The organism is Gordonia sp. NB41Y, from assembly GCF_030718915.1.
Lineage (GTDB): Bacteria > Actinomycetota > Actinomycetes > Mycobacteriales > Mycobacteriaceae > Gordonia > Gordonia desulfuricans.
Map to the genome: position 1 here is coordinate 3,581,090 of NZ_CP132196.1, position 22,342 is coordinate 3,603,431.

At 66.8% G+C, this 22,342-nt stretch carries 20 protein-coding genes; 9 read left to right on the forward strand and 11 right to left on the reverse strand.

All coding sequences use genetic code 11. The features are described from left to right. Positions 1 to 251: 251 nt before the first annotated feature. The gene (locus tag Q9K23_RS15455) at positions 252 to 1,454 is read left to right on the forward strand and encodes a hypothetical protein (RefSeq protein WP_261977667.1); all 1,203 of its coding nucleotides are present in this window, start codon (positions 252 to 254) and stop codon (positions 1,452 to 1,454) included. On the opposite strand, the gene Q9K23_RS15460 is transcribed toward Q9K23_RS15455, so the two are convergent. Together Q9K23_RS15460 and Q9K23_RS15465 are read right to left on the reverse strand one after the other, a co-directional pair. Next, the gene (locus tag Q9K23_RS15460; protein WP_082365694.1) at positions 1,380 to 3,041 is read right to left on the reverse strand and encodes an MFS transporter; all 1,662 of its coding nucleotides are present in this window, start codon (positions 3,039 to 3,041) and stop codon (positions 1,380 to 1,382) included. The two genes, Q9K23_RS15455 and Q9K23_RS15460, sit on opposite strands and share 75 nt — an antisense overlap. Positions 3,042 to 3,151: 110 nt before the next feature. Continuing rightward, entirely contained in the window at positions 3,152 to 3,613 is a 462-nt protein-coding gene (locus tag Q9K23_RS15465; protein WP_305950193.1) for a MarR family transcriptional regulator, read from the reverse strand. Positions 3,614 to 3,784: 171 nt separating this feature from the next. Here Q9K23_RS15465 and Q9K23_RS15470 point away from each other — a divergent pair, with 171 nt between their 5' ends. From Q9K23_RS15470 to Q9K23_RS15480, 3 genes are all read left to right on the forward strand, one after another. Continuing rightward, on the forward strand, positions 3,785 to 4,567 hold the full coding sequence (locus Q9K23_RS15470; protein WP_053776252.1) for an SDR family oxidoreductase: 783 nt from the start codon (positions 3,785 to 3,787) through the stop codon (positions 4,565 to 4,567). A gap of 105 nt (positions 4,568 to 4,672) precedes the next feature. After that, positions 4,673 to 5,128 carry a MaoC family dehydratase gene (locus tag Q9K23_RS15475; protein ID WP_053776253.1) on the forward strand — a complete coding sequence of 152 codons (456 nt, stop codon included), beginning with the start codon at positions 4,673 to 4,675 and terminating at the stop codon, positions 5,126 to 5,128. Next, positions 5,125 to 6,003: a CoA ester lyase gene (locus tag Q9K23_RS15480; RefSeq protein WP_020793458.1), complete on the forward strand. Its 879-nt coding sequence runs from the start codon at positions 5,125 to 5,127 to the stop codon at positions 6,001 to 6,003. Before Q9K23_RS15475 ends, Q9K23_RS15480 begins: the two co-directional genes overlap by 4 nt. Positions 6,004 to 6,106: 103 nt before the next feature. On the opposite strand, the gene Q9K23_RS15485 is transcribed toward Q9K23_RS15480, so the two are convergent. Further along, positions 6,107 to 7,264 (reverse strand): acyl-CoA dehydrogenase, encoded by a 1,158-nt coding sequence (locus Q9K23_RS15485; RefSeq protein WP_020793457.1) that lies wholly within the window; start codon positions 7,262 to 7,264, stop codon positions 6,107 to 6,109. Positions 7,265 to 7,425: 161 nt separating this feature from the next. Here Q9K23_RS15485 and Q9K23_RS15490 point away from each other — a divergent pair, with 161 nt between their 5' ends. Next, positions 7,426 to 7,680 (forward strand): hypothetical protein, encoded by a 255-nt coding sequence (locus Q9K23_RS15490; protein WP_020794655.1) that lies wholly within the window; start codon positions 7,426 to 7,428, stop codon positions 7,678 to 7,680. A gap of 926 nt (positions 7,681 to 8,606) precedes the next feature. Here Q9K23_RS15490 and Q9K23_RS15495 read toward each other — a convergent pair. Genes Q9K23_RS15495 through Q9K23_RS15505 form a run of 3 tightly spaced genes read right to left on the reverse strand, consistent with a single transcriptional unit; the run spans position 8,607 to position 12,340 of the window. Beyond that, positions 8,607 to 9,710, reverse strand: a complete 1,104-nt coding sequence (locus Q9K23_RS15495; RefSeq protein ID WP_020790835.1) for an NAD(P)-dependent alcohol dehydrogenase — start codon at positions 9,708 to 9,710, stop codon at positions 8,607 to 8,609. Between the two features lie 60 nt (positions 9,711 to 9,770). After that, positions 9,771 to 11,012 carry an FAD-dependent oxidoreductase gene (locus tag Q9K23_RS15500; protein ID WP_020790827.1) on the reverse strand — a complete coding sequence of 414 codons (1,242 nt, stop codon included), beginning with the start codon at positions 11,010 to 11,012 and terminating at the stop codon, positions 9,771 to 9,773. Then, entirely contained in the window at positions 11,009 to 12,340 is a 1,332-nt protein-coding gene (locus Q9K23_RS15505; RefSeq protein ID WP_020790825.1) for a cytochrome P450, read from the reverse strand. The genes Q9K23_RS15500 and Q9K23_RS15505 overlap by 4 nt, the downstream gene beginning before the upstream one ends. Before the next feature lie 301 nt (positions 12,341 to 12,641). Here Q9K23_RS15505 and Q9K23_RS15510 point away from each other — a divergent pair, with 301 nt between their 5' ends. Continuing rightward, entirely contained in the window at positions 12,642 to 12,959 is a 318-nt protein-coding gene (locus tag Q9K23_RS15510; protein ID WP_053777339.1) for a 2Fe-2S iron-sulfur cluster-binding protein, read from the forward strand. Here the strand turns inward: Q9K23_RS15510 and Q9K23_RS15515 are convergent. The 3 genes from Q9K23_RS15515 to Q9K23_RS15525 all read right to left on the reverse strand — a co-directional run bounded on the left by Q9K23_RS15515 (position 12,907) and on the right by Q9K23_RS15525 (position 16,277). Then, entirely contained in the window at positions 12,907 to 13,806 is a 900-nt protein-coding gene (locus tag Q9K23_RS15515) for a helix-turn-helix transcriptional regulator (RefSeq protein ID WP_261977930.1), read from the reverse strand. The genes Q9K23_RS15510 and Q9K23_RS15515 overlap by 53 nt on opposite strands. A gap of 63 nt (positions 13,807 to 13,869) precedes the next feature. Next, positions 13,870 to 14,757 carry a helix-turn-helix transcriptional regulator gene (locus Q9K23_RS15520; protein ID WP_020790834.1) on the reverse strand — a complete coding sequence of 296 codons (888 nt, stop codon included), beginning with the start codon at positions 14,755 to 14,757 and terminating at the stop codon, positions 13,870 to 13,872. A 68-nt stretch (positions 14,758 to 14,825) separates the two neighbouring features. Beyond that, positions 14,826 to 16,277, reverse strand: coding sequence for an aldehyde dehydrogenase (locus Q9K23_RS15525; protein ID WP_053777337.1), 1,452 nt, complete (start codon positions 16,275 to 16,277; stop codon positions 14,826 to 14,828). 352 nt (positions 16,278 to 16,629) lie between these two features. Here Q9K23_RS15525 and Q9K23_RS15530 point away from each other — a divergent pair, with 352 nt between their 5' ends. Genes Q9K23_RS15530 through Q9K23_RS15540 form a run of 3 tightly spaced genes read left to right on the forward strand, consistent with a single transcriptional unit; the run spans position 16,630 to position 20,100 of the window. Beyond that, positions 16,630 to 18,324, forward strand: coding sequence for an AMP-binding protein (locus Q9K23_RS15530; RefSeq protein ID WP_020790836.1), 1,695 nt, complete (start codon positions 16,630 to 16,632; stop codon positions 18,322 to 18,324). Between the two features lie 4 nt (positions 18,325 to 18,328). Continuing rightward, on the forward strand, positions 18,329 to 19,126 hold the full coding sequence (locus tag Q9K23_RS15535) for a hotdog domain-containing protein (protein WP_020790828.1): 798 nt from the start codon (positions 18,329 to 18,331) through the stop codon (positions 19,124 to 19,126). Continuing rightward, positions 19,123 to 20,100, forward strand: a complete 978-nt coding sequence (locus Q9K23_RS15540; RefSeq protein WP_053777336.1) for a zinc-binding dehydrogenase — start codon at positions 19,123 to 19,125, stop codon at positions 20,098 to 20,100. The genes Q9K23_RS15535 and Q9K23_RS15540 overlap by 4 nt, the downstream gene beginning before the upstream one ends. Before the next feature lie 1,309 nt (positions 20,101 to 21,409). On the opposite strand, the gene Q9K23_RS15545 is transcribed toward Q9K23_RS15540, so the two are convergent. Both Q9K23_RS15545 and Q9K23_RS15550 read right to left on the reverse strand, forming a co-directional pair. Then, positions 21,410 to 21,832 carry a MaoC/PaaZ C-terminal domain-containing protein gene (locus tag Q9K23_RS15545; protein WP_020792564.1) on the reverse strand — a complete coding sequence of 141 codons (423 nt, stop codon included), beginning with the start codon at positions 21,830 to 21,832 and terminating at the stop codon, positions 21,410 to 21,412. Further along, a complete protein-coding gene (locus Q9K23_RS15550; protein ID WP_020792566.1) occupies positions 21,832 to 22,293 on the reverse strand; it encodes a MaoC family dehydratase N-terminal domain-containing protein in 462 nt (153 codons plus the stop codon). The genes Q9K23_RS15545 and Q9K23_RS15550 overlap by 1 nt, the downstream gene beginning before the upstream one ends. Positions 22,294 to 22,342: the final 49 nt, after the last annotated feature.

The following is a 22,342-nucleotide window of genomic DNA, read 5'->3' on the forward strand; positions in this document are numbered from 1 at the left end:
CGAGACCGTCCGGACCATTCCGGGCCGGGTGGATCGACGATCTGAGTGGATCGGCTGATCCGACGCGTTACGACTGAGACGGAATCGTCTGATAGTCTCATCGCCGGTGTCGGGGGGCTCCGTGTTGCGCCACGAACTTACCTGCCGGTAGGTTCCAGCGCATCGATGCTCGTCCCGAAGGGGGAACCGTGTCCGCCACCACGCCGCGTCTGCGCTGGTCAGCAATAGTTCTCGCGCTGCTGTCGGCGCTGATGGGAACCGCCGTGCTCGCCGGCCCGGCCCGTGCCGCCGACATCGACCGCTACCTCGATCTGCCGCTGACCAACCGGTTTGCCGACAAGTCGGCGGGTGGCGTCAACGCGGCCCTGCCCACCGACGTCACCGTCCTGGCGAAGCTGGTCGGACAGGCCCGGGCGAGCGGCATCGATCCGCAGCGCTACCAGGCATTGCTGTTCCAGTGGCGGCTGGCGCAGGCCACCTCGACGGCGGGTATCGACCTGGCCGCGTGGAATCCGCAGAAGGGGTTCGAGGCCAACCGGTCCAACATGATCAAGTCGTACCGCCTGTACGAGGATCTGCAGATCGCACACAAGAACCTGCAGTGGGCGGGTATGGCCGGCCTCGTCGGCGCCGACTTCGGCGGCGGTATCGCCGACGTGGTGATGATGGGTGACATCTACGCCATCCGCGGTCTGCAACCCCTTGCCGCACAGATCATCGAGGCCACCACGAGCGTGGCCGGACCGGGATTCGTCGGGATCTTCCCGAAGGGACTGCAGACCCTCGCCTACGGCGCCGACAAGATCACGCCCGCCGACCTCACCTGGTTCACCAACCGGATCCTGGTGATGCAGAAGGCCATCTTCGGCGACCTGATGCCCCTGCACATGGCCTACGTGCACGACGGCATGAACGGCATCACCGAGATGCGCCGCGCCGGCGTGATCGACGATCAGGTCCTCGACGCCTGGCGCGATATCGACTCCCACGACCCGGCACGCGTCGGGCGCGGCAATGCCACACTGCTGCACCGCGAACAGTACGACGTGGTCGGGTGGCAGTTCGACGATGTCCGCAACTACCGCAAGGCCGACGGGGTGGGCGCCGCCCTGACCTACGCGATGACGCTGGCCGGGTCGCCGTCGATCGCCGGGGTCCCCGCGCTGCGTGACTTCATCCCGTTCACCTACACGACCCGTCTGGCCGACGGTCGCACCCTGTCGGTCAAGACCCCGATCGCCGACTGGGACTGGTCGGTGTTCGACCAGCGCTGGAAGTACGTGACCACCGAACTGCTGCCGCGCTACCAGAACATGGTCACCAACCACTGGGGTGAGCTGGTCGCCACCATGAAGGTGCCCTACGAGACCCAGTTCGAGTCACACCGTCCGGTCTGGAACCTGCACAAGATCCTTGGTGACGCCGCGGCGAACACCGTGGTCACCATCCGCTGATCGAGGGCCGCGCAGTGCCGATGCCGTTGCCGCACACAGTGACAAGGCGATCGACGCCACGAACACGATCACCAGGCCCTGATGGAACGGTCCCGACAACAGCTGGGGGAAGAACTCGCCCCCGGTGAGGTGTTGCTGCTGCGTCGGATCGAGGGTGTCCAGGATGCCGGTTCCGCGGAGCAGTTGCTCGATCGGGTTGCTGCCCAGCATCGCCGAGAACAACGACGTCACCGGTGGCAGGTCGGCCACCCGGGTCGCGATGTCGGCGGGGACACCCTGCTGCTGCAGACCCGCCGACATCGTCGCCGGTAGACGCTCGGAGATCCCGACGATGATCAGCGAGAAGAACACCCCGATCGACAGTGCGGTCCCGGAGTTCTGGAATGTCGCCCGCATCCCGGACGCCACCCCGCGATAGCGCGCGGGCACACTGCCCATGATCGACGCGGTGTTGGGTGCGGCGAACATGCCGGTGCCGATCCCGTTGAGGGCGATCAGGAGGGCGAAGGCCCAGTACGGGAACACGATCGGCAACAACAGCAACCCGACGAAGCTCGAACCGAACAGCACCATCCCGATGGTCGCGAAGACCCGTGCACCGAAGCGGTCGGAGAGCGCACCGGTCAGCGGCCCGGAGATGAAGAAGCCGATGGTCAACGGCAGCAAGAAGATCCCGGCCCACAGCGGGGTGTCGGCGTAGTCGTAGCCGTGCAGCGGCAGCCAGATCCCCTGCAGCCAGATGATCAGCACGAACTGCAGGCCACCCTGCGCCAGCGAGGCGCACAGTGCGGCGATGTTCCCGGCGCTGAACGCGCGAATCCGGAACAGATCCAGGTCGACCATCGGTTCGGCGACGCGCATCTCCACGCCGACGAAGCCGGCCAACGATGCGACGCCGACCGACAGGAGCAGGATCACCGCCGGGCTCGTCCAGCCCATGGTGTGTCCGCCGTACGGTTGCAGCCCCATCGTGATGGCGATCAGGATCGCCCCGAGTCTCAGGGCGAACAATCCGTTGCCCCACCAGTCGATCCGCCCGGGATGCCGTTCACCGGTGTCACGCAGTTTGCGATAGGCCCAGACGGTGAAGAACAGTCCGATGGGGACGTTCACCCAGAACACCGCCCGCCAGTCCCAGGCCGCGAGGAGTCCGCCGAGGACGAGTCCGGTCAGCTGACCGGCCAGTGCCGCAACCTGATTGAGGCCCAGTGCGAATCCCCGTCGATCGGCCGGGAAGGCATCGGTGAGGATGGCGGCGGAGTTCCCGGTGAGCATCGACCCGCCGAGAGCCTGCAGCAGGCGCCACGCGATCAGCCAGACGGCGGCCCCGGATGCGTGAAAAGGGTCGAAGGACAACAGGATCGATGCGATGGTGAACACCGCGAAACCGGCGTTGTAGATCCGGACGCGGCCGTAGATGTCGCCGAGCCGGCCGAGCGTGGTGACCGCCACCGCCTGCACCAGGCGATACCCCATGATCATCCACAGCAGGAAGCCGATGTTGTGCGGTGCCAGCGGATCGAGATCGATACCGCGGAAGATGGCGGGCAGGGCGATGATGACGATCGACCCGTCGAGGGCCGACATGAACACCGCGGCGGTGGTGTTCGACAGCGCGACCCACCGGTAGCCGTCGGACGGTGGCGGGGCCGCGACATCGGGGCTTTCGGGGGTTTTCGTCAGCGGGGTGTTCGTGGCTACCTCCGGGAGTCGGGGGAGGGCGGCACCTGCAGTGCGTCGACGGCGCGGGCCAGGAGCGGCAGCGCCGCGGCGACGGTGTCGAGCTCGTCGTCGGTGAGGGTGGTACCCAGGGCGTCGGCGAGGGCGCGGGTGCGGGTGTTGCGGCGGTCGGTGAGGGCCGCGCAGCCGGCCGGGGTCAGGTGCACCAGTACCCGCCGGCCGTCGTCGGGGTCGGGTTGCCGGGCGATCAGCTCCCGGCCGAGCAGTCCGGTGATGGTGGCGCCCATCGACTGCGGGGTGACCTGCTCGCTGCGCGCGAGGTCGGCGGCGGTGGTCGGACCCTCTCGGTCGAGTCGTGCGAGCACCGAGGTCTCCGGGACCGGGTCGTCGGGGGAGCGGATCGTCCGGAGTCGCCGGATCAGTCCACCCAGGGTGAGGCGCAGGTCGGAGGCCACGTCGAGGACATCGGGAGACGTCATGATCATCAGTCTAGGCTTATCAGTCAAGACTGATGATCCCCTGCGGCACTCGCCGCGGAATCCGCGATATTGACTAATGGTCGTACCATTAGTAGCTTCGGAGGCAGTCGCCGATATCGCGTGCCGGACGACGTCCGGACAGGCCGAGTCGCGCGGGGAACAGGTGATGTGATGAGCGAGATCGTGGTCAAGGACCCGGCCGACAGCGGTGCACTGATCGTCGGCGGGACCGCCGGGATCGGGCTGCACAGTGCGTTCGCGATGGCCGACGTCGGGGTCCGGCGGATGGTGATCGTCGGGCGGACACAGGCTCGTGGTGACGATGCCTGCGAGCGGCTCCGGGAGCGCGGGGTCGACGCGAGGTTCGTCGCCGGGGATGCGCGCAGCGTCGAGGGGGCGACCGCCATCGAGGCGCAGGCGTCGGAGTTCCTCGGCGCCATCGACATCCTGATGTGTACGACGGCCGCCGACGTCCGCCCCGAACTGTTCGGCAACATCCCGGCCACCGCCATCGCCACCACCCTCGACGACCTCGTGCTGCCCTCCATGCTGATGGCGTCGGTGGTGCTTCCGGGTATGCGGGAGCGGCGTGGCGGCGTGGTGATCAACGTCGCCTCCGACGCGGGGAAGACCGCGACCCCCGGCGAGACCGTCATCGGGGCGGCGAAGGCCGCGATCATCATGTTCACCCGAGGCCTCGCCATCGAGGAGAAGCGGTGCGGTATCCGGGCCAACGTCCTGACGCCGTCATTGGTGCACGGCACCGCCTCCACCGAGCGGATCACATCCGACGGGTTCAGCGCGAAGCTGTTCGCGAGTGCGGCCAAGCAGGCACATCTCGGGGTGGCGACCGCCGACGACATCGGCGCGCTGGCGGGATTCCTGGTCACCCGCGCCGCGGCCAAGCTGACCGGACAGGCGATCAGCGTCAACGGCGGAATCTCGGCCGCCTGAGGCGGCCGGTGCCGTGACCGTGAAGGCCGTGACCGGGATGATCGGGACGCGGTGGCCGACACGACCGACGAGACGTCAACAAGACAAACAACTGGAGGTGGCGACATGCCCGGAGTGTGGTTCGACGAGCTGACCGTGGGACAGCGGTTCGAGCATCCGATTCGACGGACGGTGACCGAGACCGACAACGTCCTGTTCACGGCGATGACGCACAACCCTGCGTTGTTGCACCTGGACGAGGAATACATGAAGGACACGCCGTTCGGTCAGCGGATCGTCAACAGCGCCTTCACCCTCGGCCTGATGGTGGGGATCTCGGTGGGCGACACCACGCTCGGCACCGCGGTCGCCAACCTGGGGTGGGACGAGGTCCGCTTCCCGAAGCCGCTGTTCCACGGCGACACCATCCACGTCGTCTCCGAGGTGATCGAACTGCGTGATTCCAAGTCCCGTCCCGACCAGGGGATCGTGACCTTCCTGCATCAGGCGTTCAACCAGAACGACGAACTCGTCGCCTCGTGCAAGCGCAGCGGCCTGCAGAAGAAGAACCCGCAGCGATGAGTGCCCCCCTCCGGTCCTTCCTGTTCGTCCCCGGCGACAGTGAGAAGAAGCTCGGCAAGATCGCCGAATCCACCGCCGACGCGGTGATCCTCGACCTCGAGGACTCGGTCGCCGAGAGTCGTAAGGCATTGGCCCGGGACATGGTGTCGGAGTTCGTGGTCGCACAACTCGGTGCGGGCAGCGGCCCCCAGCTGTGGGTCCGGATCAACCCGCTCGACGCCGCCCATGCGCTACCCGATCTCGCCGCGATCACACCCGCGGTGCCCGCAGGCGTGATGATTCCCAAGATCACCGGTCCCGCCGATGTCGCGCGGGTCGACCACTACCTCGAGGCGCTCGAGGTGGCCCACGGGATCGCGCCCGGCACGATCCGGGTGCTCCCGGTGGCCACCGAGACACCGCTCGCCCCGTTCCGCCTCGGCGACTTCGCCACGGCCGGTATCGCACGGCTCTACGGATTGACCTGGGGTGCCGAGGATCTGAGCGCTGCCCTGGGAGCGTCGACCAACCTCGGACCCGATGGTAGGTGGGCGACCACCTATCAGCTGGTGCGCTCGCTGATGCTGATGGGCGCGCATGCCGCAGGCGTCGAGGCGGTCGAGACGCTGTATGTCGACATCCGAGACGACGCCGGACTCGCGGAGTCGTCACGCCGTGCCCGCTCCGAGGGGTTCAGCGGCCGGATCGCGATCCATCCGGCGCAGGTGGACACGATCAACGCCGCCTTCACCCCCTCCGCCGACGAGGTGGCCTTCGCCGGCCGCGTGGTGGAGGCCTTCGCCGGCGACGTGGGAACGGTTGCGCTGGACGGCAAGATGCTCGACCTGCCGCATCTGAAGCAGGCGCAGCGGGTCCTGGCACTCGCCGACCGCTGAGTCGGCACGACAGGTGTTCGCCTGTCGAATCCTCCCCCTTCTGACGAGACCGCCGGTGTGACAGAGATTGTCACACCGGCGGTCTCGTCGATACCGAAGTGGATCAGAATGCGGTGGAACCGCGCTTGTAGATGTCGCCGGAGATGATGCGCTTCTGGATCTCGGCGCTGCCGTCGGCCGCCACCAGGTAGGCCATCACGTCACGGTAGCGGGCCTGATGCGGGAATTCGGCTGCGTAGCCCAGGTTTCCGTGGATTCGCATGGCCACCTCGATGGCCTGCCGCGCGACCTGCGGCGGCCACCACTTGCTCATCGACGCCAGTGCCGTGTGCGGGAGGCCGGCCTCCCGCGACCACAGGGCCTTGTAGCAGAGCAGCCGGGCCGCCTCGACCAGGGTGGCCTGCTCGGCGATGCCGAACGAGACGCCCTGGTAGGTCGAGATCGGCTGGCCGAAGGTCTCGCGCTGCTCGGAGTAGGTCACCGCCTCGTCCAGACTCTGCCGGGCCGCACCCAGGCACATCAAACCGATTGCGGCGCGGCTGAAGTCGAAGTGGTTCATCACCGCTGCGAATCCACGGCCCTCCTCGCCGACCAGGTGGCTGGTGGGGATGAAGACGTCGTCGAGGTGGATCGAGCCCCAGCCGATCGGCAGGCATCCCATCCCCAGCATGTGATGGCGGGTCACGCCCTCGGCGTCCATCGGGACGACGAAGCAGCTCACGCCCTTCGAGCGGCTGGTGCCCGGGGTCCGGGCATAGACGAGCGTGGCCGAGGCGTTCATGGCCCAGCTGATGGCGGTCTTCTCGCCGGAGAGCCGCCAGCCCCCGTCGACCGGGGTGGCGGTGGTCCGCAGGGCGCCGGCATCCGAGCCGGAGCCGGGCTCGGTCAGCGCGATGGCCAGGGTCTCCCGGCCCTCGATCAGTGCGGGCAGATACCGTTCCTGGACTTCGTCACTCGAGTGAACGAGCTGGGAGCCCACCAGCCCGACCTGGATGGGCGCCGATGCCAGATTGATGTCACCCTCGGCCAGGACCTCGGTGGCCAGGCCGAGCAGCAGTGGATCCTCGGTGCCGGTGCCGCCGAACCGCTCGGGAAGCCCGATGCCGAGCACCCCCAGCTCTCCCAGGCGCGCGAATGCCTCGTACGGGAAATCGGTGCTCGCCGCACGCCGGGTGTAGTGGGGGAGAAGTTCTTTGGTGCTGAAGTCGCGCAGCACCTTGGCGAACTGTTGTTGTTCCTCGGTGAACTCGAAGGAGATCATGGACCATCCTGACGTCGTGGTGATTGTCGCGCCTATTGGCGTAATAGATCGTATGGTACGACCAAACAGATGAACGATCCACAGCCCATCACGAGATGGGCCGAGATGGTTGACCGTCCACTTATTTGGTCATACCATAAACACAACGAAAGGAGGGCGAGATGCAGACCTCGCAGACCACTGCCGCTTCCGCCGACATGGTGCGGTTCGCTCTGGCTTGGGCGCCGTTCGACACCCCGGAGGAGGAGATCTTCCTGACCTTCGGGATGCCGCCGTCGGCGTTCTACACCCGGGTGCGTTCGGCACTACGGGCGGGCCTGGTCCGCCTCGACGTCGCACAGTCGGCCGCCCTCGACGAGCATTGCCGTCGGCGGATCGGTTCAAGGCACAATCGCAAACTGCTGCTTCCCCTGTAGGCGGTTCGGCCGGCAGAGGCTTCGACACATCTCGCCGCTTCGATCATCGTCGGCTCAACCATCCACGGGCTCTGAATCTTTGAAGGTTGAGCCGGGACCGAGCATCGCGAGGACCCAACAACCGCCGCACCGTTTGGTGGTTGAGCCGGGACCGAGCATCGCGAGGACCCGTGTCGAAACCTGGTGAGTCGGCGGTGTCGGTGAACGCCTCGAATGTGGTGGCGTTGCGGGGTTGGCCGGCGGAGGTTTCGACACGTCTCGTCGCTTGCGCTCCTCACCGGCTCAACCATCAACCGCGGCTGCATCTTTTGATGGCTGTCAACTCAATCATCAACGTCGGCAACAAAATTTGATGGTTGAGCCGGGACCGAGCATCGCGAGGACCCGTGTCGAAACCCGGTGGGTCGGCGGTGTCGGTGACCGCCTCGAACGTGGTGGCGTTGCGGGGTTGGCCGGCGGAGGTTTCGACACGTCTCGTCGCTTGCGCTCCTCACCGGCTCAACCATCAACCGCGGCTGCATCTTTTGATGGCTGTCAACTCAATCATCAACGTCGGCAACAAAATTTGATGGTTGAGCCGGGACCGAGCATCGCGAGGACCCGTGTCGAAACCCGGTGGGTCGGCGGTGTCGGTGACCACCTCGAACGTGGTGGCGTTGCGGGGTTGGCCGGCGGAGGTTTCGACACGTCTCATCGCTTGCGCTCCTCACCGGCTCAACCATCAACCGCGGCTGCATCTTTTGATGGCTGTCAACTCAATCATCAACGTCGGCAACAAAATTTGATGGTTGAGCCGGGACCGAGCATCGCGAGGACCCGTGTCGAAACCCGGTGAGTCGGCGGTGTCGGTGACCACCTCGAACGTGGTGGCGTTCCGGGGTGCAGCATATCCGCATTCGCCCGGGCCGGACGATTGTCGACGCGGATCAGTCGAACATCAGCACCGGCTTCACCACACCGCCGTCGTGTTGGATCTTCACCGCCGAGTTGATCTCGGCGAACGGGAAGGTGGTGACGAGCTTCTCCAGGGGGAGGCGACCGGCGAGGTGGTGCTCGACCAGTTCGGGGATGAACTCGTCCGGCGTGGAATCCCCCTCGATGATGCCCATGACGGTCAGGCCGAGGGTGAGCACGGCGATGATGTTGAGCTCGATGGCGGCGGTGGCATCCGAGGGTACCCCGATCAGGCCGACCGATCCGCGGACCGCGGTGGCGCCGATGAGTGTGGTGACCACGGCCGGGATTCCGGTGGTGTCGAGGACGTGGTCGACACCACGTGCCACGATTGCCCGGATCTGTTCGGTGACATCGCCTGCCGCGGGATCGAGCGCATGGGTGGCACCCAGTTCGAGCGCGAGCGCACGACGCCGTTCATTGGGCTCGACGACGATGATCGTCGCACACTCGGCGAGGACCGCGCCCATCACCGCCGCCAGCCCCACCGAACCGCCACCGGCGATCGCGATCGTCGATCCCTTCTGCGCCTTCAGGGATCGGGTCACCGCACCCACGCCGGTCTGGATACCGCAACCCAGCGGGGCGAGCATCTCGAACGGTATGTCGGCATCGATCTTCACCGTGTTGCGTTCGTTCGCCAGTGCGACAGTGGCGAACGACGACTGACCGAAGAACATGCCGCCCACCGGCCGGCCGTCCTGGTGCAGCGGCTTGCTGCCGTCGTCGCGGACACCGCCATAGTTCTTCAGATTGAAGTTCTCACAATAGGATTGGCGTCCGGTGGTGCAAGTGTGGCAGTGCCCGCAGCTGTTGAACGTCAGGCTGACCCGGTCGCCGACACCGACCTTGGTGACGCCCTCGCCGATCGCGATCACGGTGCCCGCACCCTCGTGGCCGACGACCCCGGGGTACTCGATCGGCAACACGCCGTCACGGGCCGCGAGATCGGTGTGGCAGAGTCCGGCGGCCGCGATCTCGACCAGCACTTCACCGGGACGCGGGCCGTCGATGTCGATCTCGGCGATCTCGAAGTCGCTGCCGACACCGGTCAGCAGGGCTGCAGTGGATTTCATGATTTCTCCTCTGGGTGGGATCTCAGATGGATGCGTTTCGGCCGGTTCTCGGCCCTCGGTTCACGTGTGCGCCACACTGCGGGCGATGAGTTGCTTCAGCGGTACCGATGGATCGGCCAGAGTGGCCGGATCGACCGTGACGCCCGCCTCGATCAGCTTCTTACCCGCCATGAAGTCGGCCGGTGCGTCCACCGCCTCGACCGCGCCGACGGTGCCGTCGGGTCGGATGTGGAAGAACGACACCGACGTCCCGGTCGGCGACCGGCGGGTGACGACCTGGTCGTCGGGCATGACGAGGCCGGCGATCTTGAGCTTGAGGTCGAACTGATCCGACCAGAACCAGGGCACCTCGGTGCGGCCGGGCTCGAGTCCGAGGATCGCCGCCACCGCCCGCTTGGCGTGGTCGGTGGCCGCCGGAATCGATTCGAGACGACGCAGACCGTCGTATCCGGCGACCGGCCGGCGGGCGACATCGCCGATGGCGAAGACGTGCGGATCGCTGGTGCGGCCGTCGTCGTCGGTGAGAACGCCACCGTCACACGCCAGCCCGGCGGCGGATGCCAGGTCTTCGGCGGCGACGGCGCCGACTCCGACCAGTACCGTGCCGCAGTCGATGACGCTTCCGTCGTCGAGGGTCACGCCGGTGACCTCGGTGCCCACCCCGCGAACCTCCGAGACCGATCGCCCGGTCACGATGCGAACACCGTGACGCCGATGGTGCTCGGTGAGCAGCGACGAGAGCTCCGGTCCGGCGACGCGCGCGAGGATTCGGTCCTCGCGCTCGATCACCGTGACGGCGATGCCCCGATTCCGGGCGACCGCGGCGACCTCCATCCCCACATAGCCGCCGCCGATGATCGCCAGATCGCCACCGCGCGAGAGTGATCGGCGCAGTGCTCCCGCGTCGTCGATGGTGCGCAGGGTGTGCACATCGGACCGCGACGACCCGGCGACGTCGAGGACCCGCGGGCGGGAGCCGGTGGCCAGCACGAGCGTGGCGTAGGGGATCTGGGTGCCGGTCTCGGTCACCACGACCCGCTGGTCCCGCCGGATCTCGCTCACGGTGACCCCGAGCCGCAGGTCGATCGCGTTGCCGGCATAGAACTCTTCGGGACGCAGGAGCTGCCGCAGTGTCGCGTCGTCGAACTTCTTCGACAGGGGCGGCCGATGATAGGGGTGGTGTTGCTCGGTCCCGAGGAGGGTCACCGGACCGGTGAAGCCGGATTGCCGCAGCAGTGCGGCGATTCCGGCGCCACCGTGCCCGGCGCCGACGATGACGACCGGACCCTGGGGTGTGGTCACCGCTGCCTCAGGGTGAGCCGTACCGGCATGTTCTTCAGACCGCCGACGAAGTTCGTCTGGATGAACCGTGCGTCGCCGTCGAGCTCGACGGCCTCGAGATGCGGCAGCAGGGTCTCGAACATGATCTTGAGTTCGAGCTTGGCCAGATGCTGGCCGATGCACATGTGTGGCCCGTATCCGAAGGCGATGTGCTTGTTGGGCCGGCGGTCGATGTTGAACACATCCGGATCGACGAACACGTCGCTGTCGCGGTTTCCGCTCTGGTACAGCAGCATGAACCGGTCACCCGGGTGCAGATCGACACCTCGAAGGGTGTAGGGCTGCAAGGCTGTTCGCATGAAGTGCTTGACCGGCGACGCCCACCGCAGTGACTCGTTGACCAGGTTGGGGACCAGTGACAGATCCCCTTGGAGCCGCTGGAGCAGTCCCGGATTCTGTGCGATCGCCCGCACCCCGCCGGCCAGCGTCGACGAGGTGGTGTCGTGGCCTGCCGTGGCGATCGCGATGAAGTACCCGTAGGCCACCTCCTTCGGGAAGTAGTCGCCGTCTGCAGTGGTCGCGGTCGCGATGATCGATGCCAGATCGCCGGTCGGGTTGGCCCGCCGGTCCATCAGCAGCTCGTCGAAGTAGGCGTAGAAGTCGTTGATGGTGGCCACCCACTGCTGGGCGGCGGCATCCGGTGTCAACGGTTCCACGTCATCGCGGGCCGCGTCGGGGTCGGCGGTCCCGAAGAACTCCTGGGTCAGGGTCATCATGCGGGGCTCGTCGGACTCCGGGACGCCGAACAGGCTCATGATCACGTGCAGCGGGTACTGCAGGGCGAAGTCCTTGACGAAGTCGATCCGGCCGTCGGTGGCCAGGAGCCGGTCCACCGACTCGCGGGCGAGTACCCGGATGGCGTCTTCCCATTGCTTGAGGTTGTTGGGCCGGAACCACTCGGCGGCAATGTCCTTGACGACGGTGTGTTCCGGCGGGTCGAGGTAGGTGAGTGTCTCCAGGATGCGCAGGCTGCCGTTGTTGATCGACCTGGTGAACTCGTCGCCGGCGCGATTGGCGAGAATGGGATTGAAGGCGCCCTTGTTCTCGCCCCCGGCGCTGGTGAAGATGTCGGGCTGACGCTCGATCTCCATGATGTCGGCATGCTTGCTCACGAGATACACCGGGTCGTACCCGTCGACGGATGCGAGCCCGAGCGGCTGGTTGTCGCGCAACCACCGGTAGGCCTCGAAGAGGCGATCGTCGTCGCGATGTCCCTCCGGGAGGACGATCTGTGCGGCGACATCGTCGGGGACCGTGGTGTCGGACTCCGGCCGGATCGTTGAGGTCATGGGATCTCCTGCGTCGAATGGCTGTGGTACGACCAGTTTCTGCGACTGAGTAGTGACGGGCGTCACCCTGGAGTGGGGGACGCGGTGGCCGCTGGAGGGATATCGGAGCGGCTGGGGTGACGCCGATGACGGCGGACGGAGGGCGGTTCACCCCGATGGGGGATGCCGATCCCCCGCCCTGGTGATGAACTCCACGATCTGTGCTCCTCAGAATCGATGTCACGCAACCGATCCCAGTCCTGCGTATCAGTACCGCCGGGTGGTCGCCGGTCCGCGATCCCCTTCACCACCAGGAGTTCCCATGGCCAAGGTCACCTATCATCTTCCCGACGGCGAGGCGCGAACCGTCGAGGTCCCCACGGGTCAGAGCGTGATGGACGGATCCGTTCGCAACAATCTTCCCGGCATCGTCGCCGAGTGTGGTGGCAGTTGTTCGTGTGCGACCTGCCATGTGTACCTCCCGGCCGGCGCGCACGCACAGTTCGACGACCCCACGGAGGAGGAACTGGAACTCGTCGAGTTCCTCGATGGCGCGCAACCCAATTCACGGTTGGCATGCCAGCTGATCATCTCGGATCAGGACGAGATCCATGTGGAGGTGGTGGATTCGGGGCTGTGACGGCCGAACCGAGCCCGCCGTATCTGGCGATCAGCTCGGACCTGTTGGCGGCGTTCAGCTTCCGGAGAATCCGTTTGACGTGCGACTTCACGGTCTCCACGGAGATCGTGAATCGCTCGGCGATCTGGGAATTCGATGCCCCGGAGACGACCACCTCCAGTATCTCCCGTTCCCGGTCGGTGAGATCGGCGGTGGTCGTCGCGGTATCGTCCTCGGGCTGCGGGGCCGGGCCGAGATCGTCGTCGATGTTCCTGTCGGCCAACGTCATCAACCGTGCCCCGAGCAGACCGAGCTGCTCGGAATGCAGACGCAGGGAACGCCGGGCGGTGATGCTCTCGGCTGCCGCTGCGGCGACCTCGGCCAGCAGGGTCACCTCGTCGAGCCCGTCCCGGGCCGGTCGGCCGGCCAGGAGAAGTGCCGATCGTGTTCTGGCTCCGGGGAATGCGGGCACATCGGCGAGAACGGGCGCATCGGGCAGGAGTGGCGCATCCGAGAACACCGGGACGCAGGTGACGACGCGGGTGCGCGCCGAGGGGGGCGTGCCAGTCGGGGAGATGACGGTCGGGGATATGACGGCGGGGGATATGACGGTCGGGCCGTCGAGCGCACCACGCACGATCCGCGACCAGTCCTCGGTGCCGAGCCCGGCGTACAGGTCCGGGCAGGGGAGCGAATGCGACACACGTCGGCCGCCGTCGTCGCCGATCTCCACGACCTCTGCGGCGTCGGCGCCGGTCAGTACGGTGCCGAACTCGGCGAGCAGGAGTGCGATCTCGTTCTCGTTGCGCGCCTGGGTGATCGCGATGATCGCCCGGTCCAGATGGGCGGAACCGCCGTTACCGCTCACGAATGTCGTCACCGCTCACGTAGCTCGGGGCCGGAGAATCGTGGCGTGTGAGGAGTGGCGCACTCACGACGCCGAAGTGTGTGCTGTCCGGGCCCGGTAGAGCGCCGCGGCCTGTGCGCGTGTCTGGACGCCGACCTTTCGGAAGATCCGGTGCACATGCGATTTCACAGTGCCGTCGGAGATGTACAGATGTTCGGCGATGGATCGATTCGACGCCCCGGTCGCCAAGAGGCGTAGCACCTCGTGCTCCCGGTCGGTGAGGCTGTCGATGGGGCCCGTCGTCACCGGGGCCGCTGTCGCCGAGGCTGTCGTCGATGTGCCGAATACCGTGTCGGACAGTGGAATACGGTCGGGCGGGGCCGGATGTCCGGATGGCGGCGACATCGCCGCCAGGGCTGTGCGTACCGCGGTCTGCTGGTCGCGCACCCGGGCCCGTCGCTCCAATGTGGAGTAACTCAGGCTGCACAGGTGTGCACTGCGGGCCAGCAGCGTCAGATCCTCGGGGCCGACGGCGTCGGCGTGGTGATCGACGTGCAGGATCGCCACCGTCCGGCCGAAGGCCACGATGGGTGCGGCTGCATAGGCGGCCGGATACGAGAGGTCGATGAGTGGGCGGTAGGAGTGCCGGTAGTCCTTCTTCCCCAGGATGAACGGTCGGCGGTAGCGCACCAGGTCGGCCTCGCGAGGCGCCCGGAGAAGCGGTACCGCCGACCCGTCCACTGCGTCGATCAGGTCGTCGAACACCGTGTCGAGGGTGGGGGAGACGAACACTGCCGCCGGCCGCCACGCGGGACCGTCGACCCACGAGAACATCGCCTTGCAGAACCCGAGATCGGTGCACGCCGAGGCCACCGCGGTCGAGGCGAAGCTGTCGAGGTCGGCGGCACGGAGATTCCGCAAGAACGCGGTCAGCGCACGTGCTTGCGAATCCGGCGTCTCCGGATTCGACATGGAGTCGCCTCCTTCGGGGCGGGCTGTGATATGGCGCACAGTGTACACGGTGTTCGACGACCCTCCGATCAGCCCGCCGGCGGGAGGTAGACGGTGTGCAGTTGCTGGAACGCGTGCAGTCCCTCGGGTCCCAGCTCGCGGCCCATCCCGCTGTTCTTGATCCCGCCGAACGGTGCGACCGGGTCGTTGGAGTAGTGGTTCACCCCGACGGTGCCCGAACGCACGCGGCTCGCCAGCGCCGACGCACGCTCGATGTCCGACGACCAGACGGTGCCGCCGAGGCCGTAATCGCTGTCGTTGGCGATCGCCAGGGCCTGCTCGTCGTCCTCGAACGGGATCACCGAGAGGACCGGGCCGAAGATCTCCTCACGCGCGATGGTCGCGGTGTTGTCCAGATCGGCGAAGACGGTGGGTTCGACGAACCATCCGGAATCGAGTGCCGGGCGGCCGCCGCCGGTGGTCAGCCGAGCGCCCTCGGCCTTGCCCTTGGCGATGTAGCCCTCGACGCGGTCCCGCTGACGGGACGAGACCAGCGGGCCGATCTTGGTGGCCGGATCGAGCGGGTCGCCGATCTCCAGTGACGATGCCAGGGCGGTGATCGCATCGACGACCTCGCCGTAGCGCGACCGGGGTGCGAGTACGCGGGTGTTGAGCCAGCAGATCTGGCCGTTGTTCAACAGTGTTGCGGCGAACAGGGATTCCATCGAGGCACCCAGGTCGACGTCGTCGAGCAGGATGGCCGCCGACTTGCCGCCGAGTTCGAGGGTGACCGGCCGCAGCAGCCGGCCGCAGGTCTCGGCGATGGCGCGCCCGGCCGCGGTGGAACCGGTGAACGACACCTTGTCGATGCCGGGATGCTCCACCAGGTAGGCGCCGAGTTCGCGTCCACCGGGCACCACGTTCAGGACGCCCTCGGGCAGACCCGCGGCGAGGGCGGCCTCGGCCATCAGGAAGGCGTCGAGGACGGTCTCCTCGGCGGGCTTGAGCACCACGGTGCAGCCGGCGGCGAGCGCGGGCGCGAGCTTGAGGAAGGTGATCGCCTGGGGCACATTCCACGGCACGATGGCGCCGACGACGCCGATCGGCTTGCGTGAGACGAGGGCGGTCCCACCGAGCATGCCCGGACGGGTGTCGACCTCGGCGGAGTTCACCATCATGTCGCTGAAGTAGCGCACCAGGACCGACGGGAAACCGCCCTCGAACTGCTCGGCGAGCCAGATCGGCATGCCGTTCTGGATGGTCACACGGCGGGCGGTCTCACCCGCCCGGGACTCGAGCTCGGCGGCGAACCGCTCGAGGACCTCGGCGCGCTGCTTGGGATGCCAGGTCGCCCAGCCGGTCGGATCGTCGAAGGCGTTGCGGGCTGCGGCGACGGCGTTGTCGATGTCACCGGGTGCGCCGGCCGGCACCGACCCGATGATCTCCTCGGTGGCCGGGGAACGCACCTCGATGCGGTCGGCGGTGGTGGGCCGGTGCCACGCTCCGCCGAGGTACAGCTCGGGATAGTCGATGGTGGTCATGGGGCTCCTGTCTCGATTCCGGATAGTGCTTCTGGGGTGGTGATCGTGGGGAGTCGGGGTCGCTCCGAAGGCCTCGGATCGGGGGCCGTCCCGGATCGGGCGAGCCCTGGAATCCGCGGGGGACCGTTCCCGGTGAATGTGAACGGTGTCACTCCAGAATTGCCAGTCGGAACCACCGGCGCAATCGACTTTTCGGTCTGACCAATGAAGATACCCCCGATGGGGGATCGAATTCCCCCGGAGGGGTGATCTTTGCGCGGGTCCGAAATCGGACAACCGAACCCTATTGATTTTTCGGTCAGACCTTTTTAACCTTTGGACGTATGCAAGACGATGAGATGGAGGCCACATCATGAGCGGTGGACGCAACCTGGGTCGCTACACCCAGGAACAGATCGACGAGTACTACGCCGCCGGCCAATGGGCCGACGAGAACTTCACCGAACTGCTGCGGTCGCGCGCCGAGTCGATGCCCGACAAGGTCTTCGTCACCGACGGGGTGCACGCCCTGACCTTCGCCGAGCTGTACACCTCGTCGCAGCAGCTGGCCGTCGGACTCCATCGCGGTGGGGTCCGGGCGGGTGCCCGTGTGGCCGTGCAGCTTCCCAACTGGGCGGCATTCATCGTCGTCGCGGCATCGCTCGCACGGATCGGGGCCGTGATGGTCCCCATCATGCCGATCTACCGCAAGGACGAGGTCGCACACGTCGTCTCCGACGCCGAGGTGTCGGTGGCGATCGCCCCGTTCGAGTTCAAGGGATTCGACTACGCCGGCATGTTCGAGGAGATCCGCAAGGACTCGCCGACCCTCGAGACGATCGTGGCGGTCCGCGCACCGGAGTCGGTACGGCCGGCACTGGCCGAGCGCGACATCCGGGTGCTCGAGGATCTCATCCTCACCGACGTCGATCCGGCCGCCGCCGACGCCGAACTCGACATCCGGGTGCATCCTGACGATCCGTTCGTCATCGTCTACACCTCCGGGACCACCTCGCGGCCCAAGGGATGTGTGCACACCTTCAACACCTATGCCTCCGGTGCCCGCATGCTGACCGTCGCCTTCGGTCACACCGAGGACGACGTGCAGTTCGGGCCGTCGCCCATCACGCACACCACCGGCCTGGTGACCAGCGTGCTGATCCCGCTGATGGCCGGTGCGGCCACGCACGTGATGGCCGAGTGGACCCCGCAGGCCGGGCTCGCCGACATCGCGAAGTTCGGCTGCACCTCGGCGGTCACCGCGACCACCTTCCTGCAGACCCTGATCGCCGCGGCCGAGGAGGACCCGACCGCGGATCTGTCGACGCTGCGGATGTGGACCTGCGCCGGCTCGCCGATCCCGGCCACGGTGGTCGAGAACGCCACCGCGAAACTGCCGCAGGCACGCATCCTCTCGCTCTACGGTCGCAGCGAGAACCTGTCGACCACCACCTGCACCGTCGGCGACGATCCGTCGCGGGCGATCACCTCCGACGGCTCCGCACTGCCCGGCGCCGAGGTCAAGGTGGTCGGTCCCGACGGCTACGAGGTACCCCGAGGGGCCGAGGGCGACATCGCCTATCGCGGTCCGTCGCACATGATCGAGTATCTGAACCGGCCCCAGGACACCGCCGAACTCTTCACCCCCGAGGGATTCTCCCGCTCCGGCGATCTCGGCGTCATGGATGCCGACGGATTCGTCCGGGTCACCGGCCGCACCAAGGACATCGTGATCCGTGGCGGGATGAACATCAGTGTGCGTGAGGTCGAGGACAAGCTCGCCGGCCATCCCGACCTGCTGGCGCTGGCCGTCGTCGGCATGCCCGACGAGAAGCTGGGCGAGAAGGTGTGCTGCTACGTCGTCGCCAAGGACGGTCACACCGCGCCCACCGTCGAGGAACTGCGCGCATACCTCACCGATCGCGGTGTCGCCGTGCAGAAGACACCCGAGCGCGTCATCCCGATCGACTCGCTGCCGATGACGGCGACCGGAAAGATCCAGAAGCACGTGCTGCGCAAGCAGATCGCCGACGAGTTGCAGCAGCCCACGGCGGCTGGGGCACACTGAACAGATGACGACATCGACATCGACCGAGTTCGTGGTCTCCGGTGCGGAGGCCTTGCTGCGGGTCGATCTGGTGGGGCTGTCGGCGACGTCGGCGGAACTGTCCATGACCGCCGGTCCCTGGCTGGCCGATCCGGTGGCCGGTGTGTGCCGGGGTGCGCTCGGCGTCCCGCTGGACGATGTCACCGGGTACGTCATCGCATCCGGTGCGCCGCAAGGTAAATGGCCGGTCAGCCTCGGTATCCGTGTCGACTTCCTGGCCGATCCGCCGGTCGACGGCGCGGCCGTCTCGATCACCGGCGAGCTCGTGGCGCGGGACGAGCGCGGAGGGGCGACGCGCGGATCGGTGGTCGATGCCGCCGGGGCCACCGTCGCCCTGATCACCCAGCGATCACATCTCGTGGCCGTCGAAGAGCAGCCCACGAGTACGGCCGCGACCATCGCGGCCCCCGCTCCGGAGGTGACACTTCGTGAGGCACTGGGTGTGCAGGACTTCGGATCGGGCGTCGTCGAGCTGGCGCCGACACCGTTCGCGGCCAACGGCATGGGGAACATCCACGGCGGAATCCTGATCGTCGGGTCGGAGCTGGCGGCGATGTCGGCGGTCGATGCGCACGGCGAGCTGCGGACCACCAGCATCGACATCTCCTATGTGCGTCCGGGGAATGCCGCCGACACCACCGCTTTTCGCGCAGAGGTGCTTCATCGAGGCCGGTCGCTGATGGTCGTGCGGGTGGCCGCGGCGAACTCGTCGGGCAAACCGTGTGCGCTGGCCACGGTCGTTCTCCAGCGGTACGAGTCATGAAGGCGATCGTGATGTCGGAGTTCGGCGATCCGGGGGTGCTCGTGCCCACCGACGTCGACCTGGCAGACCCCGGGCCCGGATGGGTGACCGTCGAGATCCGCGCCGCCGCGCTCAACTGGCACGACGTGCTGGTCCGTCGGGGCCGGTACGCCTCGCCGCTGCCGCACACCCCTGGCGCCGACGGTGCCGGTGTCCGCACCGACACCGGTGAGGAAGTCCTCATCCTGCCGTCCCTGTTCTGGGGCGACCGGACGGATGCGCCCGGGGCCGGGTTCCAGATCCTCGGCGACTCCACGCCGGGCACCTACGCCCAGTACGTGAACGTGCCCGAGGAATGCCTCGCACCGAAACCCGCGGGGTACTCGTGGGAGCAGGCCGCAGCGCTTCCCCTGGTCGGGGTCACCAGCTTCCGTGCCCTGGTGACCCGCGCCGGACTCCGGGCGGGTGAGTCGCTGCTCATCATCGGGGCGGGCGGGGGCGTCTCCACCATGGCGTTGTCGCTGGCAGGCGGTATCGGGGCACATACCCATGTGACGGGCTCGTCGGAGGAGAAACTCGCGGGTGCTCGCGCCGCGGGTGCCGCCGGCGGCGTGCTGCACACGCGGGACACCTGGCCCGAAGAGGTGAAGGAACTCTCGCCCGATGGAAAGGGATTCGACGTCGTCCTCGATCCGGTCGGCCTGTGGGACCATTCGCTGCGGGCCCTGCGACCCGGCGGTCGGCTCGTCGTCCTCGGCGCCAACGTCGCCGAGCACGTCACCCTCGACGTACGCAAGTACTTCTTCGGGCAGTTCAGCCTGCTCGGCACCACCATGGGTGGTCCCGAGGACTTCCGGGGTCTGATGAACCTGATCGCGGCCGGCGATGTCGCCCCACCGCCGATCGCCGCCACCTATCCACTCGGCGATGCCGCCGAAGCCCATCGACGTCTGGAAGCCGGGGGCGAGTACGGAAAGATCGTCCTGGTCCCCTGAGTGCAATCACCAGCTATCGCTGCACAATTGATGGTTGATCCGGGACCGAGCCGCCGCCAAAGCTGTGGGTGGTTGAGCCGGGACCGAGCCGTTAGGCGAGGACCCGTGTCGAAACCTGGTGGGGTGGCGGTGTTCGCAACCACTTCTGGGGTGGTGGTGTTGGTGAGTTCGGCCGTCTGAGGTTTCGACTCGTCTCGTCGCTGCGCTCCTCGTCGGCTCAACCATCCACTGGCGCTGCAACTTTGGATGGTTGAGCCGGGACCGAGCCGTTAGGCGAGGATCTGTGCCGAAACCTGGTGGGGTGGCGGTGTTCGCAACCACGTTTTGGGGTGGGGGCGTTGGTGAGTTCGGCTGTCTGAGGTTTCGACTCGTCTTGTCGCTGCGCTCCTCGTCGGCTCAACCATCAATTATTGGCGGTGTCAATGACTTTGGTGGTTGAGCCGGGACCGAGCCGTTAGGCGAGGACCCGTGTCGAAACCCGGTGAGGCGACGATGTCCGTATCCACGTTTTGGGGTGGGGGCGTTGGTGAGTTCGGCTGTCTGAGGTTTCGACTCGTCTTGTCGCTTCGCTCCTCGTCGGCTCAACCATCAACTGGCGCGGCTACTTTGGTGGTTGAGCCGGGACCGAGCCGTTAGGCGAGGATCTGTGTCGAAACCTGGTGGGGTGGCGATGTCCGTATCCACGTTTTGGGGTGGTGGCGTTGGTGAGTTCGGCTGTCTGAGGTTTCGACTCGACTTGTCGCTTCGCTCCTCGTCGGCTCAACCATCAACTGGCGCGGCTACTTTGGTGGTTGAGCCGGGACCGAGCCGTTAGGCGAGGATCTGTGTCGAAACCCGGTGGGGTGGCGGTGTTCGCAACCACTTTTGGGGTGGTGGCGTTGGTGAGTTCGGCCGTCTGAGGTTTCGACTCGACTTGTCGCTGCGCTCCTCGTCGGCTCAACCATCCACTGGCACAGCTATTGTGATGGTTGAGCCGGGACCGAGCCGTTAGGCGAGGACCCGTGTCGAAACCCGGTGGGGCGACGATGTTCGCAACCACTTCTGGGGTGGTGGCGTTGGGAGTTCGGCTGTCTGAGGTTTCGACTCGTCTCGTCGCTTCGCTCCTCGTCGGCTCAACCATCAATCAGTCACGGTCGCAATTACTTTGATGGTTGAGCCGGAGCCAATCATCCAACCATTCACTGGCACAGCTATTTTGGTGGTTGAGCCGGGACCGAGCCGTTAGGCGAGGACCCGTGTCGAAACCCGGTGAGGCGACGATGTCCGCAACCATCTCCGACGTCGGCTCCCGGGCTTCGACGACCGGTGTTCAGGCCGCGGACTCCGATGCCGTCCGTACCCGGGCCTTTCCGGAGATCACCACGCGGTCACCGACCTTTGCCTCGAGGGTGAGCGCAGCGATGTGGTCGGTGGGGTCGACGTCGTCGACCCGGCCGGTGAGCACGAGGCGGTCTCCGATCGCCAGTGGCGAGGCGAAACGCACCGAGTACGTCACGAGGTTCTCCACATGCACCAGATCGGTGACCCATGCGGCGAGCATTCCCGCCTGCATCTGTCCCATGGCGATCACATCCGGGAGCCCGGCCCGGCGTGCGTATCCGGCGTCGTGGTGCAGGGGGTTGAAGTCTCCGCCGGCGCCGGCGAATCGGACGATGTCGGTCTGGGTGATCGGGCCGATCTCCCGCGACTCGAGTTCCTGTCCGGTGGTCAGGACGATGGGCGCGCGGGTCATCAGGCACCCCGCTCGATCAGAACCTCGCGCTGGGTGACGGCGACGTCACCGGCGGCGTCGACCCAGGCCGTCTCCAGGGTGACCAGGCGCATCGTGCCACCGCGCTTTCCTTCTCTGGTCGCGTCGTCGACGATCCGACGGGTGCCGGTCAGGCGATCGCCCACCAGCAGCGGCCGCGCGTACTCCCACTCGACCGAGCCCACCACCACGCGTTCGATCGCGAGACCCAAGTTCTCGACGAACCGCCTCTGGTCGCGGTGATGACCGGCGACCACCACATGCGTCGGGGTGGCGGCGACGGCCGTCAGACCGGCGTCATGTGCGGCGTCGGCGTCGGTGTGTACGGGGTCGGCGGCGTGTGTGGCGCGCGCGAACTCGCGCACTTTTCCGGCCTCTACCTCGAACGACACGACGTCGAGCACGGTGTTGCCGGAGTCGATCTGCGCCGTGGAATTCGGCATGAGAACCTCCTGGATTTTATGGTCAGACCTATTGTAACGTTGGTCCTAA

Coding starts and splice junctions, on each gene's coding strand:
- Q9K23_RS15470 (WP_053776252.1), top strand. CDS start 3,785: ATGAGCGAGATCGTGGTCAAGGACCCGGCCGACAGCGGTGCACTGATC.
- Q9K23_RS15485 (WP_020793457.1), bottom strand. CDS start 7,264: ATGATCTCCTTCGAGTTCACCGAGGAACAACAACAGTTCGCCAAGGTG.
- Q9K23_RS15520 (WP_020790834.1), bottom strand. CDS start 14,757: ATGTCGAATCCGGAGACGCCGGATTCGCAAGCACGTGCGCTGACCGCG.
- Q9K23_RS15525 (WP_053777337.1), bottom strand. CDS start 16,277: ATGACCACCATCGACTATCCCGAGCTGTACCTCGGCGGAGCGTGGCAC.
- Q9K23_RS15510 (WP_053777339.1), top strand. CDS start 12,642: ATGGCCAAGGTCACCTATCATCTTCCCGACGGCGAGGCGCGAACCGTC.
- Q9K23_RS15550 (WP_020792566.1), bottom strand. CDS start 22,293: ATGCCGAATTCCACGGCGCAGATCGACTCCGGCAACACCGTGCTCGAC.
- Q9K23_RS15530 (WP_020790836.1), top strand. CDS start 16,630: ATGAGCGGTGGACGCAACCTGGGTCGCTACACCCAGGAACAGATCGAC.
- Q9K23_RS15545 (WP_020792564.1), bottom strand. CDS start 21,832: ATGACCCGCGCGCCCATCGTCCTGACCACCGGACAGGAACTCGAGTCG.
- Q9K23_RS15465 (WP_305950193.1), bottom strand. CDS start 3,613: ATGACGTCTCCCGATGTCCTCGACGTGGCCTCCGACCTGCGCCTCACC.
- Q9K23_RS15460 (WP_082365694.1), bottom strand. CDS start 3,041: ATGTCGGCCCTCGACGGGTCGATCGTCATCATCGCCCTGCCCGCCATC.
- Q9K23_RS15540 (WP_053777336.1), top strand. CDS start 19,123: ATGAAGGCGATCGTGATGTCGGAGTTCGGCGATCCGGGGGTGCTCGTG.
- Q9K23_RS15535 (WP_020790828.1), top strand. CDS start 18,329: ATGACGACATCGACATCGACCGAGTTCGTGGTCTCCGGTGCGGAGGCC.
- Q9K23_RS15505 (WP_020790825.1), bottom strand. CDS start 12,340: ATGACCTCAACGATCCGGCCGGAGTCCGACACCACGGTCCCCGACGAT.
- Q9K23_RS15455 (WP_261977667.1), top strand. CDS start 252: ATGGGAACCGCCGTGCTCGCCGGCCCGGCCCGTGCCGCCGACATCGAC.
- Q9K23_RS15480 (WP_020793458.1), top strand. CDS start 5,125: ATGAGTGCCCCCCTCCGGTCCTTCCTGTTCGTCCCCGGCGACAGTGAG.
- Q9K23_RS15495 (WP_020790835.1), bottom strand. CDS start 9,710: ATGAAATCCACTGCAGCCCTGCTGACCGGTGTCGGCAGCGACTTCGAG.
- Q9K23_RS15475 (WP_053776253.1), top strand. CDS start 4,673: ATGCCCGGAGTGTGGTTCGACGAGCTGACCGTGGGACAGCGGTTCGAG.
- Q9K23_RS15490 (WP_020794655.1), top strand. CDS start 7,426: ATGCAGACCTCGCAGACCACTGCCGCTTCCGCCGACATGGTGCGGTTC.